Origin of the sequence: Agrobacterium rosae (assembly GCF_002915175.1) — a bacterium.
GTDB lineage: Bacteria > Pseudomonadota > Alphaproteobacteria > Rhizobiales > Rhizobiaceae > Agrobacterium > Agrobacterium rosae.
The window spans coordinates 112,444-135,668 of the sequence record NZ_NXEJ01000008.1 but is presented as its reverse complement, the minus strand read 5'-3'; the positions used below and the strand labels follow the sequence as shown (position 1 = coordinate 135,668).

23 protein-coding genes and 1 pseudogene are annotated in these 23,225 nt (G+C 56.2%); 9 read left to right on the top strand and 15 right to left on the bottom strand.

Going from position 1 to position 23,225, the window contains the following annotated elements; translation table 11 throughout:
• The first annotated feature begins 60 nt into the window (after positions 1–60).
• Positions 61–954 carry a MurR/RpiR family transcriptional regulator gene (locus tag CPJ18_RS16525; protein ID WP_103659425.1) on the top strand — a complete coding sequence of 298 codons (894 nt, stop codon included), beginning with the start codon at positions 61–63 and terminating at the stop codon, positions 952–954.
• Positions 955–976: 22 nt separating this feature from the next.
• Positions 977–1,249: a hypothetical protein gene (locus CPJ18_RS16520; protein WP_077122181.1), complete on the top strand. Its 273-nt coding sequence runs from the start codon at positions 977–979 to the stop codon at positions 1,247–1,249.
• Positions 1,250–1,310: 61 nt separating this feature from the next.
• On the opposite strand, the pseudogene CPJ18_RS16515 reads toward CPJ18_RS16520, so the two are convergent.
• Positions 1,311–1,805: pseudogene (locus CPJ18_RS16515) on the bottom strand (metallophosphoesterase family protein).
• Positions 1,806–1,976: 171 nt separating this feature from the next.
• Between CPJ18_RS16515 and CPJ18_RS16510 the strand changes: the two are divergent.
• Positions 1,977–2,453, top strand: a complete 477-nt coding sequence (locus CPJ18_RS16510; protein WP_077122179.1) for a DUF3597 domain-containing protein — start codon at positions 1,977–1,979, stop codon at positions 2,451–2,453.
• A gap of 34 nt (positions 2,454–2,487) precedes the next feature.
• Here the strand turns inward: CPJ18_RS16510 and CPJ18_RS16505 are convergent, their stop codons facing one another.
• The 4 genes from CPJ18_RS16505 to CPJ18_RS16490 form a co-directional block, all read right to left on the bottom strand.
• Complete coding sequence (locus CPJ18_RS16505) at positions 2,488–3,372, bottom strand: DMT family transporter (RefSeq protein WP_245445426.1); 885 nt, start codon at positions 3,370–3,372, stop codon at positions 2,488–2,490.
• Positions 3,373–3,478: 106 nt separating this feature from the next.
• Positions 3,479–4,396, bottom strand: coding sequence for a polyphosphate kinase 2 (gene ppk2, locus CPJ18_RS16500; protein ID WP_077105022.1), 918 nt, complete (start codon positions 4,394–4,396; stop codon positions 3,479–3,481).
• Between the two features lie 142 nt (positions 4,397–4,538).
• A complete protein-coding gene (locus CPJ18_RS16495) occupies positions 4,539–5,414 on the bottom strand; it encodes a MurR/RpiR family transcriptional regulator (RefSeq protein ID WP_103659423.1) in 876 nt (291 codons plus the stop codon).
• Between the two features lie 11 nt (positions 5,415–5,425).
• A complete protein-coding gene (locus CPJ18_RS16490; protein ID WP_083716423.1) occupies positions 5,426–6,154 on the bottom strand; it encodes an HAD-IIA family hydrolase in 729 nt (242 codons plus the stop codon).
• 150 nt (positions 6,155–6,304) lie between these two features.
• On the opposite strand from CPJ18_RS16490, the gene CPJ18_RS16485 reads away from it, so the two are divergent.
• The 5 genes from CPJ18_RS16485 (at position 6,305) to CPJ18_RS16465 (ending at position 12,523) form a co-directional block, all read left to right on the top strand.
• The gene (locus CPJ18_RS16485) at positions 6,305–7,168 is read left to right on the top strand and encodes a metallophosphoesterase family protein (protein ID WP_077105019.1); all 864 of its coding nucleotides are present in this window, start codon (positions 6,305–6,307) and stop codon (positions 7,166–7,168) included.
• Complete coding sequence (locus CPJ18_RS16480; protein WP_077105018.1) at positions 7,161–8,084, top strand: ABC transporter permease; 924 nt, start codon at positions 7,161–7,163, stop codon at positions 8,082–8,084. The genes CPJ18_RS16485 and CPJ18_RS16480 overlap by 8 nt, the downstream gene beginning before the upstream one ends.
• Positions 8,081–9,004, top strand: a complete 924-nt coding sequence (locus tag CPJ18_RS16475) for an ABC transporter permease (protein ID WP_103659421.1) — start codon at positions 8,081–8,083, stop codon at positions 9,002–9,004. The genes CPJ18_RS16480 and CPJ18_RS16475 overlap by 4 nt, the downstream gene beginning before the upstream one ends.
• A 105-nt stretch (positions 9,005–9,109) precedes the next feature.
• The gene (locus CPJ18_RS16470) at positions 9,110–10,663 is read left to right on the top strand and encodes an ABC transporter substrate-binding protein (RefSeq protein WP_077105016.1); all 1,554 of its coding nucleotides are present in this window, start codon (positions 9,110–9,112) and stop codon (positions 10,661–10,663) included.
• A 63-nt stretch (positions 10,664–10,726) separates the two neighbouring features.
• Positions 10,727–12,523 (top strand): ABC transporter ATP-binding protein, encoded by a 1,797-nt coding sequence (locus CPJ18_RS16465; RefSeq protein WP_103659420.1) that lies wholly within the window; start codon positions 10,727–10,729, stop codon positions 12,521–12,523.
• 502 nt (positions 12,524–13,025) lie between these two features.
• Here CPJ18_RS16465 and CPJ18_RS16455 read toward each other — a convergent pair.
• From CPJ18_RS16455 to CPJ18_RS16430, 6 genes are all read right to left on the bottom strand, one after another.
• The gene (locus CPJ18_RS16455) at positions 13,026–14,096 is read right to left on the bottom strand and encodes an ABC transporter ATP-binding protein (protein ID WP_103659419.1); all 1,071 of its coding nucleotides are present in this window, start codon (positions 14,094–14,096) and stop codon (positions 13,026–13,028) included.
• Positions 14,093–14,920 carry a carbohydrate ABC transporter permease gene (locus CPJ18_RS16450; RefSeq protein WP_103659418.1) on the bottom strand — a complete coding sequence of 276 codons (828 nt, stop codon included), beginning with the start codon at positions 14,918–14,920 and terminating at the stop codon, positions 14,093–14,095. The genes CPJ18_RS16455 and CPJ18_RS16450 overlap by 4 nt, the downstream gene beginning before the upstream one ends.
• On the bottom strand, positions 14,917–15,819 hold the full coding sequence (locus tag CPJ18_RS16445; protein WP_103659417.1) for a carbohydrate ABC transporter permease: 903 nt from the start codon (positions 15,817–15,819) through the stop codon (positions 14,917–14,919). Before CPJ18_RS16445 ends, CPJ18_RS16450 begins: the two co-directional genes overlap by 4 nt.
• A gap of 118 nt (positions 15,820–15,937) precedes the next feature.
• Entirely contained in the window at positions 15,938–17,173 is a 1,236-nt protein-coding gene (locus CPJ18_RS16440) for an ABC transporter substrate-binding protein (protein ID WP_103659416.1), read from the bottom strand.
• Positions 17,174–17,251: 78 nt separating this feature from the next.
• Complete coding sequence (locus CPJ18_RS16435) at positions 17,252–18,118, bottom strand: sugar phosphate isomerase/epimerase family protein (RefSeq protein ID WP_153366573.1); 867 nt, start codon at positions 18,116–18,118, stop codon at positions 17,252–17,254.
• Between the two features lie 50 nt (positions 18,119–18,168).
• The gene (locus CPJ18_RS16430; protein ID WP_103659414.1) at positions 18,169–19,203 is read right to left on the bottom strand and encodes a Gfo/Idh/MocA family protein; all 1,035 of its coding nucleotides are present in this window, start codon (positions 19,201–19,203) and stop codon (positions 18,169–18,171) included.
• Positions 19,204–19,335: 132 nt separating this feature from the next.
• On the opposite strand from CPJ18_RS16430, the gene CPJ18_RS16425 reads away from it, so the two are divergent.
• A complete protein-coding gene (locus CPJ18_RS16425) occupies positions 19,336–20,352 on the top strand; it encodes a LacI family DNA-binding transcriptional regulator (protein WP_077105951.1) in 1,017 nt (338 codons plus the stop codon).
• A 75-nt stretch (positions 20,353–20,427) separates the two neighbouring features.
• Here the strand turns inward: CPJ18_RS16425 and CPJ18_RS16420 are convergent, their stop codons facing one another.
• From CPJ18_RS16420 to CPJ18_RS16405, 4 genes are all read right to left on the bottom strand, one after another.
• A complete protein-coding gene (locus CPJ18_RS16420; RefSeq protein ID WP_077105950.1) occupies positions 20,428–20,943 on the bottom strand; it encodes a DUF992 domain-containing protein in 516 nt (171 codons plus the stop codon).
• Positions 20,940–21,281, bottom strand: coding sequence for a BON domain-containing protein (locus CPJ18_RS16415; RefSeq protein ID WP_103659413.1), 342 nt, complete (start codon positions 21,279–21,281; stop codon positions 20,940–20,942). Before CPJ18_RS16415 ends, CPJ18_RS16420 begins: the two co-directional genes overlap by 4 nt.
• Positions 21,282–21,344: 63 nt before the next feature.
• Positions 21,345–21,524, bottom strand: coding sequence for a CsbD family protein (locus CPJ18_RS16410; RefSeq protein ID WP_077105948.1), 180 nt, complete (start codon positions 21,522–21,524; stop codon positions 21,345–21,347).
• Between the two features lie 161 nt (positions 21,525–21,685).
• Positions 21,686–23,182: a helix-turn-helix transcriptional regulator gene (locus CPJ18_RS16405; protein WP_103659412.1), complete on the bottom strand. Its 1,497-nt coding sequence runs from the start codon at positions 23,180–23,182 to the stop codon at positions 21,686–21,688.
• Positions 23,183–23,225 lie beyond the last annotated feature (43 nt).

The window sequence follows — 23,225 nt, the reverse complement described above, 5'->3', positions numbered from 1 at the left end:
GACTTTAAAAACTGCACCGTGTCAGGCATTGTGCCCAAACTGACACTCACATGCACGACAATGGTCTCAATGGGCAATTCATTTCCGAAGAAACGTCACATAGATCGCTTCGGAGAGCGACTGAAGAAAAAGCGGGACGCACTCTCGCCCGGGCTTCTGGCCGTTGCAGAATACATAGACAAACATCGACATGCGGTGCTGGCGAAATCTGCGCTTGAGATAGGGCGCGAGATTGGGACATCGGACGCTACGGTCATCCGGGCAATCCAGGCTCTCGGTTTCCAGGGGCTGGTCGACCTCAAGGATACGCTGGAAAGCCATCTTGGAGAGACGGATTCACCGTCCGAGAAAATGGCAGCCACCACGAACGAACTTCAGGACGATACCAATTCCGCCATCGACTTCGTAATCGCCGACATGGGGTATGCCATGGAAGCACTATCGTCTGACGAAAACAGACGGGCGATGGCAAACGTTGTCAGTCTGTTGTCGACTGCCAAAAAGATCGGCGTCTTCGGCATCGGCGCATCGGGCATTATCGGAACCTATGCGTCGCGCAACTTCGTGAGAGCGGGCTATCCATCCTATGCACTAAACCAAACAGGCATCATGCTTGCGGAACAACTTCTCCAAATGGAGACTGGCGATGTCCTGCTTGTCCTTGCGCAGGGCCGCCCCCATCGCGAGGTTATGACGGCGATTACGGAAGCGGGACGCCTTTCGATCCCAATCGTTGCCATCGTGGGCAAGGAGGAAACCGCTCTCACTCAACATGCAATGGCCGCGATCGTTCTACCCCGCGCCAAGAATGAAAAGGTTGCCATGCACGGGGCTTCACTCGTGTGCGTAGAAGCTCTGACGCTCGGCCTTGCCGGCAAAAATAGAGATCGAACCCTATCCACCCTTGACCGTCTGGTCGAACTGCGCCAGCAGATCAGACCCAACAAGCGGTGAAGTCTTACCTTTGTTGGCTCAGATGACAGACGCCACATTCTTGAGCGCACTCTCTCGAATTCCAGATGGCTATGTGCGGGGCAAATTTGATGGTCGTTTGTGGGGCGCTACGATCAAACGGTCTGCAGATGGCAGACGCATCTGGCTGTTCGCAGAGGAGCTCGCCGGGACAGATATTGTCAGCTTTAATCTCTACAGGATAAAATCTGGTGCTGCGGTACTGAAGCCTTGCGAAATGTCCTGCGAGAAAGTCATCGAGTTCGTGTTGGGTTTCTCCGTCACTCCAGAACTCTGAACTGACCTGTCAGCGCACAAGGCGGTGGCCGCTGGCGGCTTCGTCAGTGACAATCAGCCCCTTAGCGCGGTTTCCGTTCGAGGATATTTTGAAGCGTCACCGGCTTGAGCGACTGGGCATCAACGCCCACGTCGAACTGGCGGGGAAGGAGCTTTAGCCGCCCGTGCGAGTGACCGTGCAGATTGATCGATTTTTTCCCCATCTGGTTCCACGTGCGAAACGCATAGTGGCACATGATCAGGCGATGACCGTCAAGCGTGAGTTCCGCGTAGTGTTGGACGCTCGCCCATCCCGTCGCAGTGGTGGTGCTTTCTGGATCGTTGTTTCCCACGATGAGATGCTTGTGGCCGTTTAATCTGGAGAGAAGTTCGTCACAGTCTCCAGCGCGCGCTAGTCGGAAATCCCCAAGATGCCAAACCTCATCCTGCGGGCCGACGGCCTCGTTTCAATTCGCGATCAGCGCCTCATCGTGATCTGTCATAACGGAAAAGGGCCGGCGATCAATTCGAAGAACGCGAGGGTCGCTAAAATGCGTATCGGACGTGAAGAAGATCATAGGCTCTAAATAGCGAGCGAACCTTCATTTCCAACATCAATTCGGTCTTTTTGCAGTGCGATTGACGATGTCCCCGCCGTTTTCGTTAGGTTTTTCTTATATTTCTTCGGAACGGATGTGGCACAGCCTCCGTTGGACCTTGCAGTTACATCAGTGTGAGGAGAAAACGTCATGAGCATTTTCAACAAGATCAGGGACGCCATATTTGGAGGATCTGCACATGCAGCACCTGCGTCGCCCTCAGCGGCAGAGCCTACCCCGGCACCATCGTCTGTCCCCGAACCAGCTGCCACAACCGCGCCGCCAGTGGGTGGAACCGGGCAGACCGTACCCGCGACAGCAGGCGCTTCGCCTTCGATGCCGCCGGCCCCCACGACATCCGGCTCTCAAACCGTTGACGTTGCGTCCCAGCTCGACGCCGCGGTCAAGCACAGTGGCCAGAAGCTGGACTGGAAGCACTCCATTACCGACCTTATGAAAGCTTTGGGCATGGATGCAAGCCTGTCCGAACGCAAAGAGCTTGCGCAGGAGCTAGGATACTCGGGCGAGCTCAATGGCTCGGCAGAAATGAACACCTGGCTGCACAAGGCACTCCTCAAGAAGCTTTCCGAAAACGGTGGCAAGGTGCCAGCAGAACTGCTCGATTGATCTGAGGACGTAACTTTCCTCAGAATTGCGAAATTTAGTTGGGTGGAATGACGTCGGCTTTGACGGCATTTCCACCCTTTTCTACGCGGCGTTCCCACAATATCAGGATGAGGCTTGAGGTAATGATGAGGAGCGCGCCTACAAAGACGTTCGCAGTCGGTATCTCCGCCCAGAAAATGTACCCGTAAAAGAATGCCCATATCAGCCCTGTATATTCCACAGGTGCCAAGGCAGAAGCCGGTGCGTAACGAAAACCTTCATAAAGCAGGTACTGACCAAGAGCTGCGATCAAGCCAAGGGCCGTCATCAGCGCCCATCCCGTCGCATCCGGTGTTTTCCATATCCACGGAAAAGACGCTGCGCATGCAAGTCCGAATAAAAGGCTCGTGGCGAACATCTGCGTAAGCGTTGTCTCGGTTCTACTCACAAGGCGAATGTAAATCGTACTCAATGCCCAGCAGAAACCGGCGGCAAGGCACATTGCTGCGGGTATCAAGTTGGGCGAGTGGGTCGGGTTCGCTGCGACGCAAACGCCGATGAACCCGGCGGCACAGGCGACCCAGCGACCTATTTTGACCTTTTCTCCCAGCATTGCTATCGAAAGGAATATGGCGATGATAGGCGCTGAAAAGTAAAGCGTTGTCAGCTCGGCAAGCCCCAGATCCCTGGCCGCGTTGTAGAAAAGCATCCAAGCCACAAGCATTAAAATCGCTCGCAAAACCACCGTTCCTCGGTATTTGCTTTTCAATATGGATGGGTGTTTCCTGTACCAGACGAGCGAACCAGCGATTAACACGATGACGAGGCTCCGGAAGAAAAGGATTTCCGGCACGCTGTAATCTGCGACCAACCATTTCACGATTGCATCCTGCAATGAAAAACAGGCGTAGCCTGCCGATGCAAGGGCAATGCCTCTCATCGGTCTCGTCTCATTTTGATTGGAAGTCATCAGGGCCTCGCGTCGATTCTCGAAGCATGGATAAGGCCAAGCTGATGTGAAGTCACCTTATCCTACAGGCTTTCTGTCATCTAAAAATATCCGGCACATACATTTCCGCCGGAACCGGAGCGCGATTGTAATCGGAGTTGCGGGCGCGTTCCGGAAGATGGATGGATGGTTTGGGAACATCCTCGTAGGGAATCTGCTGAAGCAGATGTGAGATGCAGTTCAACCGCGCTTTGCGCTTGTCGACGGCATCGACAACCCACCAAGGAGATTCCGGTTTGTGGGTCCGCTCCAGCATTTCCTCCTTGGCTTTTGTGTAGGATTCCCAGTGGACGCGGCTTTCCAGATCCATCGGCGACAGCTTCCACTGCTTTAACGGATCCTGAATGCGCATGTTGAAGCGAAATTCCTGTTCTTCATCGGTGATGGAGAACCAATATTTGATCAGAATGATGCCCGAGCGAACCAGCATGTTTTCAAACTGCGGAACCGATTGAAAGAAATCCTCCAGCTCATCTGCCGTACAAAAGCCCATGACCCGCTCAACGCCTGCGCGGTTATACCAACTCCGATCGAACAGGACGATCTCACCTGCGGTGGGGAGGTGTTGCACATAACGCTGGAAATACCATTGATGCCGCTCGCGCTCTGAAGGAGCGGGCAAGGCGACCACGCGGCAAACGCGTGGATTGAGCCGTTGGGTTACACGCTTGATGGCACCACCCTTGCCGGCAGAGTCTCGACCTTCGAAAATGACCACGACCTTGAGCTTTTGGTGCTGAACCCAATCCTGCAATCTGACGAGTTCGTGCTGAAGACGAAACAGTTCCTGGAAGTAGACTTTGCGGTCGAGAAGCCTGCCGGGGGCGGATTTCATGCTCTCAGCAGCTAGGTCATCCAGACGGTCCTCATCCATCTGTAGTTCCAGCTCTTCGTCAAAACTGTCGACGATCTCCGCTTTGATACGGTCAAGTTGGCTTGGGTCACTGATATTCATGCGCCGTCTCTCCTGAGATTGCGTTGTCCACATTGAACATGTTGTAATGCGAGACTTGTGTCAGCCGGATGACGCCTCCTGTCGATGGATACGTAACGTTCACAAACATGAGCCAATGCGTGTGTGGTAAGCTCTCCAGCACTCAAACCCGTTTCGTAGATAAAACGTCAAAAGTCTTGGAGATGGTTTGCACGGACCGCTCATAGTCGGCCAATGCGAGGCAGGCGATCAGCGCATCGACGATCGCAAGCTGGGCGATGCGGCTGGTCATTGCTTCGGCGCGGAACTGGGTCTCTCGCGCCAATGTGTTCAAAACAATGTCGCTAAAGGCAAGCAGTGGCGACTTGCCGAAATTGGTGATCGCGATTGTCGTCGCACCGGCTTCCTTGGCCAGTCGCGTTGCGGTCAAAGTTTCAACTGTGGCACCGGAATGTGAAATGGTGATCACTGCTGTGTCTTTATCAGCCAGTGCGGCGGTGATTGCCTGCACGTGGCTGTCGACGCTTGCACGGGACAGAATGCCAATGCGCAGCAAACGGTAATTGGTGTCTTCGGCAACCGTCGCCGCGCTGCCGATACCAAAAACCTCAACGCGCTTTGCTTTGCGTATGGCCTCGACGGCTTTTGCAAGGGCGCGGACATCAAGTGCTTTTTGCGTGTCACGCAACGCTTGCATGTCAGACTGGAACACTTTTTCGATGACCGATGCCGTGTCGTCCTCCAGCGTCAGGTCTTCGTGGATGAACTGAACGGGCTGCACCAATTCACGGGCCAGCGAGATTTTCACCTGCTGGAAGCCGCGCGCGCCGATCGTCTGACAAAAACCGATAACGCTGCCTTCGCTGGCTTCAGTGCGCTCCGCGACTTCCGTTACTGACATATGCACGACTTCTGCCGCATTCAGCGTGATGAAATCCGCGATACGACCGGCGGTGGGGGCCAGATCCTTGCGCACCGCGTGAATGCGGTCGACGACGCCTGCGAAGTCCTGGCTATTGATTGTCTTATCCGATGCCATGAGAATTCCCGTTACTCTGCTGCTTGACGCATGGGACGTCGCAACAATCCGTTATCCACTTGCCAGAACTGCATGCCGACGCGACTTGCACCAAGGCCATCCGTCTGCGGGTTATCACCAATCATGACCGCATCAGCAGGCGTCACGCCCAGTCGCTTACAGGCCATCTCGAACAATATCCTTTCCGGCTTGCCGATAACTGTGTATTCGCGCGGGCCTGCACACGCAAGGATAGCAGCCGCCAACGCCCCGGTTTCCGGAACGGGCTTTCCAGTGGGCCCGGGGTGACTGAGATCCGGGGCGGCTACGAACAACGCGGCACCATCACAAAGAGCCTCCGCAGCAGTCGCAATCTTGATGTAGGAAAAGTTGCGGTCGCGCGTAACGAGCACGATGTCGGGCCGTTCCTGATGCAGCCTAAGTCCCTTGCGTCGGGCATAATTGCGCAAGCCAGCACTGCCTAACAGCAAAACGGATGCGCCGGGATGTCTTTGCGCGATGCAGTCAATGGCCGTGGTGCCAGCGAGAATGATCCGGTCGCTGGCAAGTGGCAGGCCAAGGCTACGTAACATGCGAGACAGTTGGTCCGGCGTATGCTCGGCATTGTTGGAAACGACCATATAGTGGTCTTCCACTTGTTTCAGCAGCCACCGTGCATCCGGCAGAACCACTCGCCCGCTGATGAGCGTACCATCAAGATCGATCAGATAACCACCGGCATCAAAAGCAAATTCAGACACGTTAATCCCTCGTTTTCATGTCTGATGTGAATTGAGATAAGCTCAATGTCAACAGTAAATAAAAATGAGACTAATTCATAATAGTGTCATGCAAGAGGTTTAATCCTGCCGATCAGGACGGGCCAGAAGCCCTGACATCAGGAGCAAGCCATGAAGATCGCCATCATCACAGATATCCATCACGGACCTCAGTCGCATACCAAGGACGCAGCTTGGAACGGCCTGCCAGTGCTGCAGCAATTCATTGATCGCGCGACGGCAGACAATGTCGATCTGGTGCTGGATCTGGGCGATCATATCTCCGATACGACCCATGCCGATGATTACCGCGTGGCTTCCGAAGTGGCCGAAATCTTCAAGACATTCCCCGGAAAAAGGGTGCATGTGATCGGCAATCACGACGTCGAAAACTTGAGCATTGCTGACAACGAAGCTATTTTCGGACAATCGATGGCCAGCAGTGTGACCGATCTGGGCGATGTTCGCCTCATCGCATGGCAGCCAAACGTCAAAATCACCATGGGCACCGGTTTTAACAGGGCATCGGAGCATCTCGACTGGCTGGTAGAGGCTCTGAACGCCGACGAGCGTCCGGCCATCATTGCCACACATGTGCCGCTGTCGGGTCATTCCCAGATCGGCAACTATTACTTCCAGCGTAATGCGCAATATTCGACCTATCCCGACCATGACGTGGTGCGCGCCGCCGTGGAAGTGACCGGAAAGGCCGCGCTTTGGCTATCCGGCCATGTGCACTGGAACACCGTCACCAACGTCGGCAATATCCAGCACGTCACCATCCAGTCGCTGAGCGAACGGTTCACCACCATGCCGTTGACGGCCGCCGCCTATGCCGCCCTGGAAATCACGGGTGACCAGTTCACCATCGACGTTCATGGCAACGATCCGTTCTACGCTCGTTTGCCATTCCGCAAATCTGGTGATCGCCCGTGGGTCGCGCCAATGCAGCCATTTGAAGAGCGCGTTGTCGAGATGGAGCGCCAACGTGCTTGATTTTCTGGCGCGCCGGATACTTGGCGCACTCGCAACACTCTGCTTTGTCGTGACGGCGGTGTTCTTTGCGACGCGTCTTTCTGGCAACGCCATGGATTATCTGCTGCCCCCGGGTACGGATGCGCAGACCAAGGTCGCCATGGTTCAGCAGTTCGGCCTGGATCAACCGCTCTGGGTGCAGTTTTTCCGCTTCGTTGGCGGATTGCTGCACGGCGACATGGGGTTGAGCTTCTACGAGCGCCGCCCGGTGGTCGATATCTATGCCGAACGTCTGCCCAATACGCTGCAACTGTTTGCCTACGCGCTCTTCATCTCAGTCGTCGCTGGCGTGCCTCTTGGCATTGCCGCCGCGCTCAAACGCGGAAAGGCCATCGGTTCGGCAATCATGGGATTGGCCTTCATCGGTTATGCCACGCCGAATTTCGTGCTCGCCATCATCATGATCCTGGTGTTTTCGCTGAAACTGCACTGGTTGCCCAGTTCCGGCTCAATGACGGCACTGCATTTCCTGATGCCGGCGCTGGTGCTATCGGCGCTGATGCTGGCGGAGATCATCCGCTTTACCCGCAACGCCATGCTGGATGTGCTGGGCCAGGATTATATCCGCACTGCACGTGCCAAAGGCATGCCGAAATTTCTGGTGGTCGGCAAACATGCGCTGCGCAATGCCGCCATTCCGGTGGTTACCGTCATTGGCTTGCAAGTGGCTGGCATGGTCGGGCGCTGCGTCGTCGTAGAGGCTGTCTTTGCTACCAAGGGTATCGGCGATTTGGTGGTGTTTTCTGCCATCGGCCGCGATTATCCCGTGCTTCAGTTCGGCGTCATTTTGATTGCCACCCTTGTGGTCGTCACGTCAGTGCTGATCGACCTGCTCTATGCCCTTATCGATCCTCGTGTGAAGGTGACCGCATCATGAGCCACATCGCTCCCTCTTTGAAAGCCACTGGCCTGTCATCGCCTGTTGCCTCCATTGAACGCCGCCGTCCGCCCAAGGGGCTTGCGAAACTTTGGAGCAAGGCGCGCTGGACAACGCGGCTCTATCTTCTGGCATTCGCACTGGTGCTGCTGGCGGCCATTTTCGGCCCGATGTTGGTGCCCTTCGATCCAAACGCCCAGACACTTCTGGCACGCCTGCGCCCACCCATCAGTTTTGACAGAGCCATGGCCATCCATCCCCTCGGCACGGATCAACTGGGCCGCGATCTGTTGTCGCGCACGCTTCACGGCCTGCGTTTGACGATGCTCATCGCTCTCATCGGAAGCGTCATCAGTCTGCTCGTCGGCGTTGTCTGTGGTGTCATTGCCGGTTACGTCCGCGGCCGCACTGGCGCGCTGGTCATGGCTATTGTCGACATTCAGATGGCAGTCCCGTTTACGCTGGTTGCGCTTTTGGCTGTGGCCATTTTCGGTACAGCGCTGCCAATTCTGGTCTGCGTCATCGGCTTGTCCGGGTGGGAGGTCTATGCTCGGATTGTGCGGGCGCAGGTGTTGACAGTCTCCCGCCAGCCTTTCGTGGAGGCATCCAAAGCCGCTGGTGCCTCACATTTTCGCATCCTGTTTCACCACGTGCTGCCCAATGTCACGTCACCGATCATCGTGGTATGGACGATGACCTTTTCGTCACTGATCCTGCTGGAATCCTCGCTGTCTTTCCTGGGTCTTGGGGTCCAGCCGCCAACCGCAACGCTTGGCTCAATGGTAGGCCTTGGCCGCGATTATCTTGCCTCATCACCCTGGATCGCCGTGGTTCCGGCGCTCGTCATCATGTTTGTCTCGCTGTTGGTCCTGCTGATCGGGGACTGGCTGCGCGCCACGCTCGACGTGAAACTGAAATAGGCATTCCGGCCCGCTTGGCCGGCTCATTCACCGCTTCAATCCCATTCTGCCGGGCCGAGACATTCGCACGGACGGCAGAGCTTTATCCGCAAAAGGAAACGCGCCATGACATCGAAGTCGCTCCTTCTCGTTTTTTCCGCCGTGCTGCTGTCCACGTCTGCCATGTCGGCAGAACTGCGTGTCGCCACGCAGAACCTGCCGCCGTACCTCGATCCCGGCAAGGATTTTGGCAATAATGGCTCTCAGATCTACTACAACGCCTTCGATCCGCTGATCGAAAAGGATTATTCAAAGCCCGAAGCCAGTTTCAAACCTGGCATCGCCACCAAATGGCAGCGCGTATCGCCGACCGTGTTCGAGGTCACCATCCGCACGGACGTCAAGTTCCAGAACGGCGATCCGATGACGGTGGAAGACGTCGTGTTCACCTTCGAACGTATTCTTCAGGACATGACACCGGAGTTTGCCGGAATTCACAAGCAGTTCTTCGCCAACTTCACCAAGGTTGAAGCCATCGATAACCAGACGGTGCGGTTTACCACGCAAAAGCCTGAGCCTTTGTTTGAGACCCTGCTCAACACGTCGGAAGGCTCGATTGTCCCGAAGAATTACATCATGGGCCTGTCCGGTGATCCAAAGGCTATCGAAAAGTCCGACTTCGATGCCTTCGGCCTGAAGCCCATCGGCACCGGTCCTTACCAGATCACCAACTATCAGCCGGGCGAAACGTTGACCTACAAGCGGTTCGATGGCTTTTTCGGCGAAAAGGCGCCCTATGAGACCGTCTTGCTGCGCCGCATTCCCGAAATGGCGACCCGCACCACGGCGCTGGCCAATGGTGAAGTCGACCTCATCACCAACGTTCCACCGGACCAGCTGGATGGCATCTCGTCCAATCCGGCGCTGAAGGTTGAAGGTGCCGTAACGCCGCTGTTCCACGTCGTGATCTTCAACGCTCGCAATCCGAAGCTGGCCGACAAGCGCATCCGCCAGGCACTCAGCATGGCCATCGACCGCGATCTGCTCAACGAAGCGCTGTGGCAGGGCAAGGCAGTGGTGCCGAGCACACACACTTATCCGCAATATGGCGAGCTCTACATGCCGGAGCTGAAGACTTTCGAATACAATCCGGAAAAGGCAAAGCAACTGTTGAAGGAAGCCGGTTACGATGGCTCCCCAATCCGATACGACACCGACCCGGTGTATTATACCAACGGCCTTCTGGCAGCCCAGGCGATCAAGGAAATGTGGGCCGCCGTTGGTGTGCCGATGGACCTCAAGGTCGATCCAAAATGGACCGGTGCGGATGCCGACATGAACACCCGCAACTGGTCGAACCCGATGTATTTCGCTGACCCTGCTGGATCGTTCGGCACCATGTGGGCACCGAAAGGCGCTGGTACCGAGGCCTCTTGGGGCACATCCCCTGCCTATGACGCCATGTGGGAACGCTTCCGCTACTCGACCGACACAGCAGAGCGCAAGACGGCCTATGCCGAAATGATGGCCTATGTGAAAGAGGAGGCCCCCGTGCTGGTGCTCTATCGTCCTTACGAATCCTACGGCATGAGCAAGAAAATCGACTGGAAGCCGCTGCCGGGCCACATTCCCTATGTGCTGGATTTCCGCGCCGGCGCAATCAACGCTGCCACCAACTAATATCGTTCGGACCGCTTGCCAGCCTTGGTGGGCGGTCCCATTTCCAAAACTGGGGATCGATCCATGACCGTCACACCGCTGCTCGATGTTCAGAACCTGCGCATCCGTTTCGAGACCTCGAACGGCAAGGTCATCGCGGTCGAGGATTTGTCCTTTTCCGCTCAGACGGGCGAGTGCGTGGCAATCGTCGGCGAGTCCGGTTCGGGGAAGTCCGTGACGGCCATGTCGATCCTCGGTCTCACCACCTTCAATGGTGGCCATATCGATCACGGCGCACTGCATTTCCAGCGTCGCGACGGTAATGTGGCCGATCTGGCGAGCCTCTCGGAAACGGCGCTCGAACAGATCCGTGGTGACGAAATCGCCATGATTTTCCAAGAGCCGATGACCAGCCTTAATCCGGTTTTCACCATTGGCGAGCAGATAGCCGAAGTCGTGCGGCAGCACCGGAAAGTCAGTTCCGCCGAGGCGACGGCGCGCGCGCTTGAACTTCTGCGCCGTGTTCGCATTCCAGAAGCCGAAACCCGTTATGGCCAGTATCCGCATGAGCTCTCCGGCGGCATGCGACAGCGCGTCGTCATCGCCATGGCACTTGCCTGCTCGCCGCGTTTGCTCATCGCCGACGAGCCTACCACTGCGCTGGATGTGACCATTCAGGCGCAAATCCTTGATCTATTGCAGGAATTGGCCAAGCAGTCCGGCATGGCTCTCCTGTTCATTACTCATGACATGGGTGTCGTCGCCCAGATCGCCGACCGGGTGGTCGTCATGCGTCATGGTCGCAAGGTTGAGGAAAACAGAACTGAGAAGTTGTTTTCCGCACCTGCCGAGACCTATACGCGCCAATTGCTGAATGCCGTCCCGAAACTCGGTTCAATGGCGGCATTTTCCGGTCCGCGCCAGTTTGGAGATACGACGCCTGATGGTGCTGAGGCTCCAGCCAAGGTAAAGCCACTGCTTAAAGTCAACGATCTGGTGACCCGTTTTCCCGTTCGGAAAGGTGCGTTGCAACGGCATGTCGCCAATGTCCACGCGGTCGAAGGTGTCTCCTTCGAGTTGGGGCAGGGCGAGACGCTGGCACTTGTGGGTGAATCCGGTTGCGGCAAGTCCACGACGGGCAGGTCGATCTTGCGTCTCGTTGAACCTTCCTCCGGCAAAGTCGAGTTGGCGGGAGAAAATATTCTTGGCCTCACCGGCGATAAATTACGCGCGAGGCGACGCGACATGCAGATTGTGTTTCAGGATCCCTATGCCGCGCTGGACCCGCGCCTGACCGCTTTCGATCAAGTGGCCGAACCATTGGTGATCCACAAGGTCGATCACGGGTCTGGTCTTCGCGATCGCGTTGTTTCGTTGATGGAACGGGTCGGCCTGTCTGCGGATCATCTCGAACGTTATCCGCATGAGTTTTCCGGCGGGCAGCGGCAGCGCCTGTGCATTGCCCGCGCTTTGACGCTGTCTCCCAAGATCATTGTTGCAGACGAGCCTGTCTCGGCTCTCGACGTGTCCATTCAGGCGCAGGTCGTCAACCTGATGATAGAACTGCAACAGGAGCTCGGCCTCTCTTACCTTTTCATCAGTCACGATATGGCAGTGGTCGAACGGATTAGCCATCGCGTCGCAGTGATGTGCATGGGGCAGATTGTCGAGATCGGACCGCGCGCTGAAATCTTCAGCAATCCGCAACACGCCTATACGCGGGCGCTGTTATCGGCGGTACCGAATCCGGATCCTGGGAGGCGTCGGATGGCAAATATACCGCTGAACGTGTTGGCTTCACCCGTCCATGCGGTGGGGCATGTGCCGGAGGTGGCAATCTATCAACAAATTTCGGAGAGCCACCGCGTCTTAATCAATTAAACCAGCTGGAAGATAGGTGCCTTGAGGGCTATAGTATGGCTGATTGAGCACTCTAGAGAACTAGGCAAAAACTACTTCAACTGGTGTAGAAGTTTTTCGATATGCTCGGAATCTGGCAGAACAGGTGGGTGGTCAAGTTTTGCGCGCATGCGATATGCGGGACTGGTGGAATACCAGCTAATGAGCGCCGACGCGATTTCTACGGCCTTGACGTCAGTTTTGTCGACACCGTTTTCCTCGCACCATGCGGTATGAAACCGATCGATCTCTTCAAGATCATCTGACGATAACGGGGTCGGAGCGTCGTATATTGGATTCAAATCCATCTTACACCGTATCTGTGCAGTTCTCGGCATTGATCTGACAACAGTTTGGGCGCGGTTTTGTTCCAATGCCTGTGCAGGCGTAGCGCTTGCTTTCTTTCGGTGACGTTCATTCAGCCTAACAGTGAGGACGGCCTCTCTTTGGCGAAAACGAGTGCATTTCGCTTGGCACGCTTTCGTCATTCAATCCGCATGCCCGTATCGGCATCGAACAGGTGAATATGCTCCTGCGCAAAATCCAGGCCGATGGTTTGCCCGCCACTTATCGGAACGCGTCCGTTTACCACCACCACACATTCAGGTGTCGTTGCCGTGGTGACGTAGCTCGTGGAGCCAGTCGATTCCACTAGCGCCACCGGTACCTTCAGCGCACCATCATTGCTTTCAGCAATTGTCAGATGCTCGGGTCTCAAGCCCACCACAAGTTTGCGGTTGGCGGGAATGGCACGCTCCAGACTGACGGTCTGTGGCTGGCCAAGGTCGAGAATGAGGCTTTTACCATCTGGCCCCGCCGTTGCCGGAATGAAGTTCATGGCGGGCGAACCGATAAAGCCTGCAACGAACCGGTTCACGGGTCGGTCGTAGAGCTCGAGAGGCTGTCCCTGCTGCTCGATCACGCCCTGGCGCATGACAACAACATGGTCGGCCATCGTCATCGCTTCGATCTGGTCATGCGTGACATAGACCGATGTCGCGCCAAGCCTGTCATGAAGCGCTCTGATTTCCTTACGCATATGGACGCGCAAGGCGGCATCCAGGTTGGACAAGGGCTCGTCGAACAGGAAGGCTTTGGGGTTGCGGATAATGGCACGGCTCATCGCGACGCGTTGGCGCTGTCCGCCGGACAACTCCCGTGGATAGCGATGCAAGAGGTCTGACAGGCCGGTAATGGCCGCCACATCCTCTGCCGCTTTTCTGGCTTCTGCCTTTTTGGTCCCGCGAATGCGCAAGCTGTAGGTCAGATTTTCCTCGACCGTCATGTGCGGGTAGAGCGCGTAGGACTGAAACACCATGGCCAGGTCGCGCTTTCGCGGCGGCACGTTGTTCATGCGCTCGCCGGCGATCACAAGATCACCCGCCGAAATCGACTCCAGTCCGGCGAGCGAGCGCAGCAGCGTAGACTTGCCGCAGCCGGATGGCCCGACGAGCGCGACGAAGGCACCTTTGCGGATGGTGAGGTCGATGTCTTTCAGCGCGTGATAGGCACCGTAATATTTGTTGACGCCTGACAATTCGATTTGGTTGGTCACTTGAGAGCTCCCGATGTGAGGCCGGAAACGATGCGGCGCTGCAATAGGACGAAAATGGCAAGGATCGGGGTCACATACATGGTGGCATAGGCCATGATGTTGTTCCATTCGCTGGTATTTGGACCCATGAAGGAGTTGAGGCCGACGCTTGCGGGCTGCAACTCGACATTCTGGATCATCGATTTGGAATAGACGAACTCTCCGAATGCCTGCATGAAGATGAGGATGGCGCTGACGAGAATGCCATTGCGGGCAAGCGGCAGCACGATGTTGAAGAAAGCGCCGATGCGGGAATTGCCATCGACCAGCGCCGCCTCCTCAAGCTCCATCGGCACGGCCATGAAGGTGGCTCGAACCAGCACAACGAAGAAGGGCATGCTCTTTGCCGCAATCGCCAGAATGACGGCAAAGCGCGGATAGTCCAGCAAGCCGATCTGCGAAAAGCCGACGAAGATTGGCGTGATCATCAGGGATGCCGGAAGAACCTGTAGCATCAATATGAGGAACAGCCCGATGTCCACCCAGCCATTGCGGTAACGCGCCAGAACATAGGCGCAGCCGGTGCCGAGAACGGCGATCAGCGCCACAGAGCCGAAGGCGATCAGTGTCGAGTTCCAGAGATAGCGGCCCATGTACCGGCTTTCCCAGACATAGACGAACGTGTTCCACTGTGCTGTCGATGGCCAGAAGCTTGGCGGGCTGGCAAACATTTCGGAGCCGGTTTTAAGCGCCGTGATGTACATCCAGTAAAGAGGAAAGAGATAGATCGCTGCCATGAAGATGGCGATAGCGAGCATCATGCGATTTCGAGAGGTTTCAGTCATCCGCGCACCTCATGACGTGTCGAGCGCACATAGACGATTGCTGCAAACATCACGAACACGGTCATAATGACCGAGATCGTCGCGCCTTTGCCAAAGTCATATTGCCGGAAGGAAAGATCCCAGGCCCAATATTGTGCGACGTTGGATGAGTTGTTTGGCCCGCCATCGGTAATGGCGGCGAACAGGTCGAATTGTTGCAGGGTAAAGATCAAGCCGAGCGAAATGATCGCGCCTATCGTGGAGCGCATCATCGGCAAGGTGATCGTCCAGAACCGCTGCCAGGCATTGGCACCATCAAGCTCTGCCGCTTCATAAAGGTCGCCGGGAATGGACGATAATCCAACCGATAGCAGGATCATATTGAAGGAAGTGCCGAGCCATATATTGGCCAACACAACGGCCCAAAGGGAGAAATTCGGGTCGGAGCGCCAGAATATATTGCTGTCGATCAGGCCGCTTTCGCGCAGGAAGAAATTCAGCACGCCGAAATCACCTGACAGTATCCAGTTCCAGACAGCGCCGACCACCAGACCGGGCATAACCCAGGACACCAGAAACAGGCCGCGTAGCCAGGACGAGCCCGGAAAGTTTATCCAGAAAAACAGCGCAAGGCCAAAGCCGACAAGAAACTGCCCGGCTATGGAGCCGACGACGAATATGACGGTGTTGTAGAGAATTGGCAGGGTTTCAGGCTGCTTGAAGAGGTCGATGTAATTCTTGAAGCCCACGAATGGCCGGATGATGCTTCCCAGACTGAACATGTCCACTTCCTGAAAGCTCATCAGAATATTGTAGAGCAAGGGCAGACCGGCCAGGATGAACAGAAACGCAAAGGGCACGCCGACCAGACCGATGTCGAAGCCACGTCCATCCGTGATGCTGGAGATAATCCTTTTCATGGAAGCCTCATGTGCGCCGGTGGAGAACTGCCCGACACCGAAGTGCCAAGCAGTTCTCTCCGGGAGGAAAAGGTGGATGGCACACGTGCCATCGGTTTCTTGAAGCAAGTGCGAGAGCCTAGCCGTCGATCAGCTTGATCTTCTCGGCAGCCTGATCGAGCGCAGCCTTTGGCTCCATCTGGCCGGTCAATGCCGCTTGGATGGCATCCTGAATGGCCTTGGAAATCTTCGGCCATTCCGGCGATGGGCCGCGTGGCTTGGCGTATTTCAGCTGCTCCACGAAGGTCTTCAGCGCTGAATCCTTCAGCGCATTGCCGGTTGGCGGGATCGGCACGTCGGAACGGGCGGGGATCTGGCCGAAATCCTTGTACATTGTCACATCCTTGGAGGCGAAGAACTCAAGCGCCTTGAAGGCCTCTTCGGGATGTTTGGTATTGGAGAAAATCGCCCAGTTGTAATCGCCCATGGCGGAAGAACGTTCGGCCCCTTGTTGTGGCACCGGCAGCAACGCTGTTCCCCAGTTGAACTTGGCGTCCGTCAACATGCGGTCGATTTCCCAGGGGCCGGAAATGGCCATAGCGGCATTGCCCGCATTGAATGTTGCGGTCGCATCCCACTGGCTGCGCGTCAACGTATCAGGCGATGCCATCTTTCCATCCAGCAATTGCTTCCAGATTGTTAGCGCGCGGACAGCACCATCGCTGTTGATGGACTTGTATGTGGCTCCACCCATTTGTGCCCAGGGCAGGAACTGGAACGTGCCTTCTTCATTGGCCTTAGCCGAGAAGGTAATGCCGTAGACGTTCTTGGATGGATCCGTCAGCTTCTTTGCTGTTTCCAGTAACTCATCCCAGGTCTGCGGTGGCTTTTCCGGGTCCAGACCAGCAGCCTTGAACAGATCCTTGTTGTAATAGAGCGCAATCGTATTGGTGGCTTTCGGAACGCCGTAATATTTTCCGTCCCACGTAGCGGAGGCGAGGGGACCGGGGAAATAATTCTCTGGCTTGATAACCGTAGACTTGGCGATCATGTCCGTCAGGTCGACGAAGGCTTTTCTCGATGCGAACATGGCGTGATTGGGATTGTCGATGGTGATGATGTCAGGCGCGTTGCCGGTCGAATAGGCGCGCATGGCCTCGCTTACCACATCATCGAACTGTATCTGGCGATACTCGATCTGGATGCCGTTTTTCTGCGCGTTGAATTCCTTGATGAGATTGGGCGCAGGCTGAATGTCGCGGTCAAGCGACCATAGTGTCAGCTTGACGTCCTCTGCCTGCGCGTTCAGTCCAAACAATGAAACGCTGGTGACAAGCGCCGTTGCCACAGCAATCGTGTATTTGCGGATACCCATAGTCTCCTCCTTTGTGGTTATCCAGAATTCTCATGTATCGCGGCTGGACCTCCTCCACGCCGCTATGTCGCCTTCAAATTATACCGGATCGACGACGAAACTGCCGCCACGGGCTTGCTTCAAGTGGTCGAGGCCGTGGACCTGCCCGGTCATTTCCAACGCATCCCGGTAGACCGGATCATGCCAGCCTTCGATGTCGATCGAGCCGGACCAGCCCGCCAGACGCAACTCGGAAATAATGTCCGTCCAGTTGCTGTCACCAAAGCCAGGTGTGCGCATGAACACGAAGGGATGCTTGCCGAAAATGCCGTGTTCGCGAATAACGTCCCAGCGAATGGTCGCATCCTTGCCGTGAACGTGAAAGATTTTCGAAGCCCATTTGCGGATTTGTGGCAGAGGGTCGATCAGATAGACCATCTGGTGGCAGGGTTCCCATTCGAGACCGATGTTGTCGTCTGGTGTCTCGTTGAAGATGAGTTCCCAGGCGTCGGGATTGTGGGCAATGTTCCAGTCGCCCGTCGCCCAGTTGCCGTCCATTGCACAGTTCTCGAAGGCGATCTTCACGCCCTTGTCCGCCGCGCGTTTGGCAAGTTCGCTCCACACCTGCTTGTAACGCGGCAGGCTGTCAGTCAGCGGCTTGTTGCGGATGCGACCGGTGAAACCGGCAACGCAGGTTGCGCCGAAATGGTGCGCGTTGTCGATGCAATCCTTCCAGCCTTGCAAGGTCTGAAGGTCCATATCGGTTTCTTCCAGCGGATTGCCGAACATGCCGATGGTCGAGATCGTGATGTCGCGATCGCCGATGGAATCGCGGCAACGCTTGCCGAGATCAGCGATGTCCTGACCATTCGTCGTCTGCCAGAAAAACGGCTCGAAACTCTCAAATCCCATATCAGCGATCTGCGCGATACGCTCCGCAGCCTGTCCTTTGGTGGCGCTGACCATGGTGCCGATGCGAATGGATTGTCCTTGTAGATTGCTCACTGTCGTTGTCCTTATGCTGCAATTTCGACTGGTTGGCCCGACTTGGCGCTTTCAATCGCACCAAGGACCATCGCCAGGCTTTTGATGTTGTCATGACTGACCGTCTCGGGTTCGCGTCCCGTGCTGACAGCATCGAGGAAATCGGCAATGACGCTGGCGTGGCCATGGGTTTCCTCATCGTTATCAAGCGGCGGGACATCGACGGGTGTGAAACCGTGGAGAAGGCCGAGCTCGTTTCCTGCGACAGCGGCCTTGAAGGTCTCCTCACCATCCCACGTCAGCATGCCCTTCGAACCGACAATCCGCCATGCGCTTTCCCAGCTTGTGCGTTCACCCTCGGCACACCAGGAACCGCGATAGGTAAAGACGACATCGTCGGACAAGCGGAATATGGCATTGGCCGCCGCGCCGTGAGCGTACCACGAACCCGCCGGATTGGTTTCGACGCAATAGACCGATAGCGGTGACTTGCCCGAAACGAAACGTGCGGCATCGAAGGTATGAATGGCCATATCTAGAAGCAGGACATTGTCCATTTTCTCCCGAAAACCACCAAAGTGTGGGCCAAGAAAGAAATCGCAGTGGATGCCGGTCACTTGGCCGATAACGCTGCTCGCCACCAAACGGTGCATACGGCGCACGCCTGCAATGAACCGTCTGTTTTGAACAACGGCGTGAATGCGGCCCGCATCCTCGGCGGCACGGCGCAAATCTTCTGCTTCTTCCATAGACGTCGCCATCGGCTTCTCGCTCAGCACGTGGCAACCGTGCGCCAGACCGGTTTTGACAACGAAGTGGCGAGCAACAGGAATAACCACGTCAAAGAGAATATCCGGCTTGGTTTCCGTTAGAACGGTCGCAAGATCCGTGCCGATAACGGCGTTCCGAATATTGAACTCGGCAGCAAGCGCCTCGGCTGTCGCTCGGTCCAGATCGACTAGGCCAACGACCCTGACAGCCTCTTGCATTTGTGGTGTGGCCTGCAACGCTCGGAGCCAGCCTTTGGCCATAGCTCCGCATCCACACAAAACGGCATTGTATGTCACTGAAATCCTCCTCCTACGGCAACCGAAACTCCTCTTCCGGTTTTCCGTAAACGTTTACGATACTATGGACAGCAGCCCATTTTTGTCAATACTGTTTGCGAATTCGCTTTAAGAGCCGTGGAAAGGCACTTCATGAAAGGCATTCGCCAACTGGCAGAATATCTTGATATTTCTATTGGTACGGTTTCACGTGCCCTAAATGGAAAGACTGATGTCAATGAAGAAACCCGACGCCGTGTTCTCGAAGCGGCCGACAGATTGGGCTATGTTGCCAACCAATCGGGACGTTCCTTGCGCAAAGGCACGACTGGCGTCATCGGTTTCATGATGCAGACCGGCCCGGAAATCACCGGCCAGGGTGACACGTTCTTCATGAGTGTCTTTGACGGCGTGCAGACGGTGTTCGCGCGACATAAGCTCGATCTGGTGGCGCTGCTCTGTTCATCCGACGAGGACCCGGACGCTTATCTCCAGCGTGTCGTGGCACGCGGCTTTGCCGACGCCATCATTCTCTCTGCCACCCGTCTTCACGACGCAAGGTTTCAGCTGCTCGCCCGCCACGATATCCCTTTCATAACTTTGGGACGAAGCCAGACTGATGTCGGCCAACCCTGGATCGATCTGGATTTCGAGGGCATGGCGGAAGTCGCCATTGAGCGATTGGTGAAGAGCGGCCACCGGCACATTGGCCTGATCTGGCCACATGGCGATCTCAATCTCGGTCATCTGTTCGTCGAGCGTGCTCGTGACGTTCTTGGCAAGCACGGGCTGGCTCTCGCAGATAATCATATCTTCCGCGCCAAGCCGAGTGAAACGGGGGGCTATGGTGTTGCGCAGCAGATCATGGCTTGCGACGTCCGCCCAACCGCCGTCGTCCTCGTCAACGAGACGCTGGTGACCGGGCTTTATCGTGGCTTGGAGGAGGTTGGGCTGATACCCGGAAAGGACATCGCCATCATCGGCAGGCAGAGCTCGCAGGCGCAGTTCCTACAGCCAAGCCTCACCTGCTTCAGCTTGTCTCTGCGCGATCTTGGCATCAACCTTGCAGAAAGTCTGCTTTCGATCATGCCAGACTATCAGTCGCATTATCCCGACGCGATCAAACGCAAGATTTGGCCAATGGAACTGATTGAGGGGAAAAGTGGCTGAGTGAATGCGATATCCCGGAGGTAGTATTATGAAAACGCATGGCACCGTATGTGCCATGCGTTTCCATCGTTTTACTTACCTTGCTGTGCGCAGCTGCAGGCGCGATACGCCAGCTGCTACATTCAGGCCAAGGCCAGCCTCGGCACTTAGTGGCTGCAAACCGAAGTTCTTGTTGTTGCCTCCAACGAGTGCGTTGGCTCCAAGGCCGACGCCAACCGAAGCGCGGGCAGATGCACCGACATAGGTGCCTGCAAGGCTGCCCTGACCGATTGTTGTCGGTTCGGTGTTGACGACGATCCAGCTGAGATAGGACTTGCCGGTGACGCCGACGTCAAGGCCGAGCTTGCCGATTGTGCCGGTGTAGCGTTCCACCTTACCGGTGCGCTGCTTGAACTGGCAGTCAACCGCGCGGCTGGAGCCGACCAGAAGGCCGATGCCGCCTGCGACTTCGCACGACAGTGTGCCAAGGCGCTGCTTCGGCTGTGAGACCACCTTTTCAGCAGGCTTGCGGTTGTGATGCATGCTGGCAGCAGAAGCGGCAGAAGTCATGGCCATTGCGCCAGCAAGCGCGAGGATGAGTGTCTTTTTCATTTTGTGTCTCTTTTCATGTGAATAATTTTGCCGGATGTCTTTCGATCCTTTTTGAGGTCGAAGGCAGGCGGTATGGGTGGGGTCAGGCAAGTCTCGCGCACATCGATGTCGCTGAAGACGGGCCTTGATGAGACGTCGGCGGCAATCCCTATCGCCTTGTCCACGGCGGCGTTGCATGATGCTTTGCCGGTGAGTGTGACGATACCAAAGGATACCTCAACGTCGATCTGACAATCTTCTAGACCGTGTGCGTAGGCCAATAACGATTTGATCGCGGCACTGGTTGCACACTGGCCAGAAGATGGTGCTGATGGCGCTGAGACGACGGGAAAAAACATTGCGGGATTGCCTCCTATGATCCGACCTGCCAGCGGTGGCAGGCCGGATTGGTGGATTAACGCTTACTTCAGCGCGCCCTTGACGGCATCGACGCCCTTGCCAACGGTGCCCTGCACTTCGCCAGCGAGTTTTTCGCCCCGGCCCTCGGCTTCTAGCTTCTTGTTGCCCGTCAGCTTTCCGGCTGCCTGCTTGATCGTGCCCTTCAGTTCCTTGGCGGCACCTTCGATACGGTTCTTATCCATGATGTATCCTTCCTAAGACTGTGTTCTTAATCATCCGGCGTCGGTGGGAGCCAACGCCATGCCACAGGAGATACAGCCGCAAACCAAGCTTTTGCAGAGCGGGAAGTACTATTCGAATTGGTAGAAAATGACCTTTTTACCGAATTCTGTCTAATTTTAGATTATTTTTTAGTCTTGGCCTTGGCTTCCGTCACTCCGGTGAAGCCTCGCTCGCGCGCCCAGATCACTGCCGCAGCGCGCCGGTTAACGCCGATCTTGCCGTAAAGGGACGCGATGTGATTGCGGATGGTGTTCTTGGAAAGATGCAGCGTCTCTCCCATCTCAGCGTCACTTTGTCCGTTGCAGATAAGGCCCAAAATTTCCCGCTCTCGGTCGCTCAGTTCCATCAATTGCGCCGTGGGTGCCGCCGTTGACTGGTGTTTGAGTGTTGCCAGGCGATCGACGATGGAACGGCTGAACCACGACGTGTCGGCCATTACACTCTCGATGGCTTCTACCAATTGCGCTTCGCTACGCCTGCGTTCGGTCACATCCTGAAGCGCCCAGATGACGCATTGCTCGTCATTGATTTCAACCCGTTCGGCGGAAACAAGGCAATCGGCCATGCCGCCATCCTTCTGACGCATGCGCAGGGTTTCGTTGCGAACGAAAATATTGTCGCGCAGCTTTTCCTCCAGAGCGCGGCGTGCAGCCACATCTTCCCACAGGCGAAGATCGCTTGCCGTGCGGCCGGTAATCTCGGTCGCGCTGTAACCGGAGACTTGCAGAAACGCATCGTTGACTTCGGTAAAGACGAAGTCGTCCAACCTAGAAACGGCAGCAGGTGCTGGTGAAAGCTTGAAGGATTTGGAAAAGCGTTCCTCGCTCTGGCGCAGGGCATTTTGCGCTTTTCGCCGGGCATCGAGATCGGCGAAAGTGAAGAGCATACAAGGCTCTTCGACCACGGAGATCGGTTCGCCGGCCACGATGACCAGTCGGTCGCCGCCATCCGGTAGCGGCACCAGCGCTTCGCGATGGCGGATAACCCGGCCTTCCACCAGCTTGGTCAGTGCATCCTCGCCGGTGTCGCAGTTCGAAAACAGACCGATCGCCTCCACGGTCTTGCCAACCACGTCTTCCTTGGAAAACCCCGTCATCTCAAGGAAACCCTCATTGACGCGGATGAAACGGTGGTCATCCAAGCGGCAGATGAGGCCCGGCGCAGGGTTGGCATTGAACGAGCGCTCGAACCTCTCCTCGGCTTCAAAACGCGGCGTCTCGTCTCGCAGGATCAGTGCCAAAACGTCTGGCTTGTCGGTGCCGTCGGAAATGATCATGCTGCGTACGGTGTGCACCCAAACCAGATCGAGATCGTTTGCAGGCGAGATTTCCACCGTTACGTCGTCTATCGTCTCACCCGACAGCAAACGCTCAAGCGGGTACTGGCCTTCTTCCAGAAGATGGTTGTTGCGGTAGCGTAGCGTGAACCGTCGGCGGTACTCCTTGGCATCCGCCCCCAGCGCTTCGATGCGATCGACGCGGTGCATTCCGAGCGCTGATTCATTGGCCCAGGCGATATCACCAGTCGGCTCCAGAAAGATGATTCCGTCGCTCAAGCCCGCAATCAATTCCTGAAGACTGCCTCGGTTGATCCTGGGGGGCTTGGGAGCGTCGTTCATGTCACCTCAGAAAGGTTGTGATTGAAGATCTTACATCAATACA

Excerpts from the sequence above, each read along its gene's own strand:
- CPJ18_RS16525 (WP_103659425.1), top strand. The coding sequence starts at position 61 with ATGGTCTCAATGGGCAATTCATTTCCGAAGAAACGTCACATAGATCGC.
- CPJ18_RS16520 (WP_077122181.1), top strand. The coding sequence starts at position 977 with ATGACAGACGCCACATTCTTGAGCGCACTCTCTCGAATTCCAGATGGC.
- CPJ18_RS16510 (WP_077122179.1), top strand. The coding sequence starts at position 1,977 with ATGAGCATTTTCAACAAGATCAGGGACGCCATATTTGGAGGATCTGCA.
- CPJ18_RS16505 (WP_245445426.1), bottom strand. The coding sequence starts at position 3,372 with ATGAGAGGCATTGCCCTTGCATCGGCAGGCTACGCCTGTTTTTCATTG.
- ppk2 (WP_077105022.1), bottom strand. The coding sequence starts at position 4,396 with ATGAATATCAGTGACCCAAGCCAACTTGACCGTATCAAAGCGGAGATC.
- CPJ18_RS16495 (WP_103659423.1), bottom strand. The coding sequence starts at position 5,414 with ATGGCATCGGATAAGACAATCAATAGCCAGGACTTCGCAGGCGTCGTC.
- CPJ18_RS16485 (WP_077105019.1), top strand. The coding sequence starts at position 6,305 with ATGAAGATCGCCATCATCACAGATATCCATCACGGACCTCAGTCGCAT.
- CPJ18_RS16475 (WP_103659421.1), top strand. The coding sequence starts at position 8,081 with ATGAGCCACATCGCTCCCTCTTTGAAAGCCACTGGCCTGTCATCGCCT.
- CPJ18_RS16470 (WP_077105016.1), top strand. The coding sequence starts at position 9,110 with ATGACATCGAAGTCGCTCCTTCTCGTTTTTTCCGCCGTGCTGCTGTCC.
- CPJ18_RS16465 (WP_103659420.1), top strand. The coding sequence starts at position 10,727 with ATGACCGTCACACCGCTGCTCGATGTTCAGAACCTGCGCATCCGTTTC.
- CPJ18_RS16450 (WP_103659418.1), bottom strand. The coding sequence starts at position 14,920 with ATGACTGAAACCTCTCGAAATCGCATGATGCTCGCTATCGCCATCTTC.
- CPJ18_RS16445 (WP_103659417.1), bottom strand. The coding sequence starts at position 15,819 with ATGAAAAGGATTATCTCCAGCATCACGGATGGACGTGGCTTCGACATC.
- CPJ18_RS16440 (WP_103659416.1), bottom strand. The coding sequence starts at position 17,173 with ATGGGTATCCGCAAATACACGATTGCTGTGGCAACGGCGCTTGTCACC.
- CPJ18_RS16435 (WP_153366573.1), bottom strand. The coding sequence starts at position 18,118 with ATGGTCAGCGCCACCAAAGGACAGGCTGCGGAGCGTATCGCGCAGATC.
- CPJ18_RS16425 (WP_077105951.1), top strand. The coding sequence starts at position 19,336 with ATGAAAGGCATTCGCCAACTGGCAGAATATCTTGATATTTCTATTGGT.
- CPJ18_RS16420 (WP_077105950.1), bottom strand. The coding sequence starts at position 20,943 with ATGAAAAAGACACTCATCCTCGCGCTTGCTGGCGCAATGGCCATGACT.
- CPJ18_RS16415 (WP_103659413.1), bottom strand. The coding sequence starts at position 21,281 with ATGTTTTTTCCCGTCGTCTCAGCGCCATCAGCACCATCTTCTGGCCAG.
- CPJ18_RS16410 (WP_077105948.1), bottom strand. The coding sequence starts at position 21,524 with ATGGATAAGAACCGTATCGAAGGTGCCGCCAAGGAACTGAAGGGCACG.
- CPJ18_RS16405 (WP_103659412.1), bottom strand. The coding sequence starts at position 23,182 with ATGAACGACGCTCCCAAGCCCCCCAGGATCAACCGAGGCAGTCTTCAG.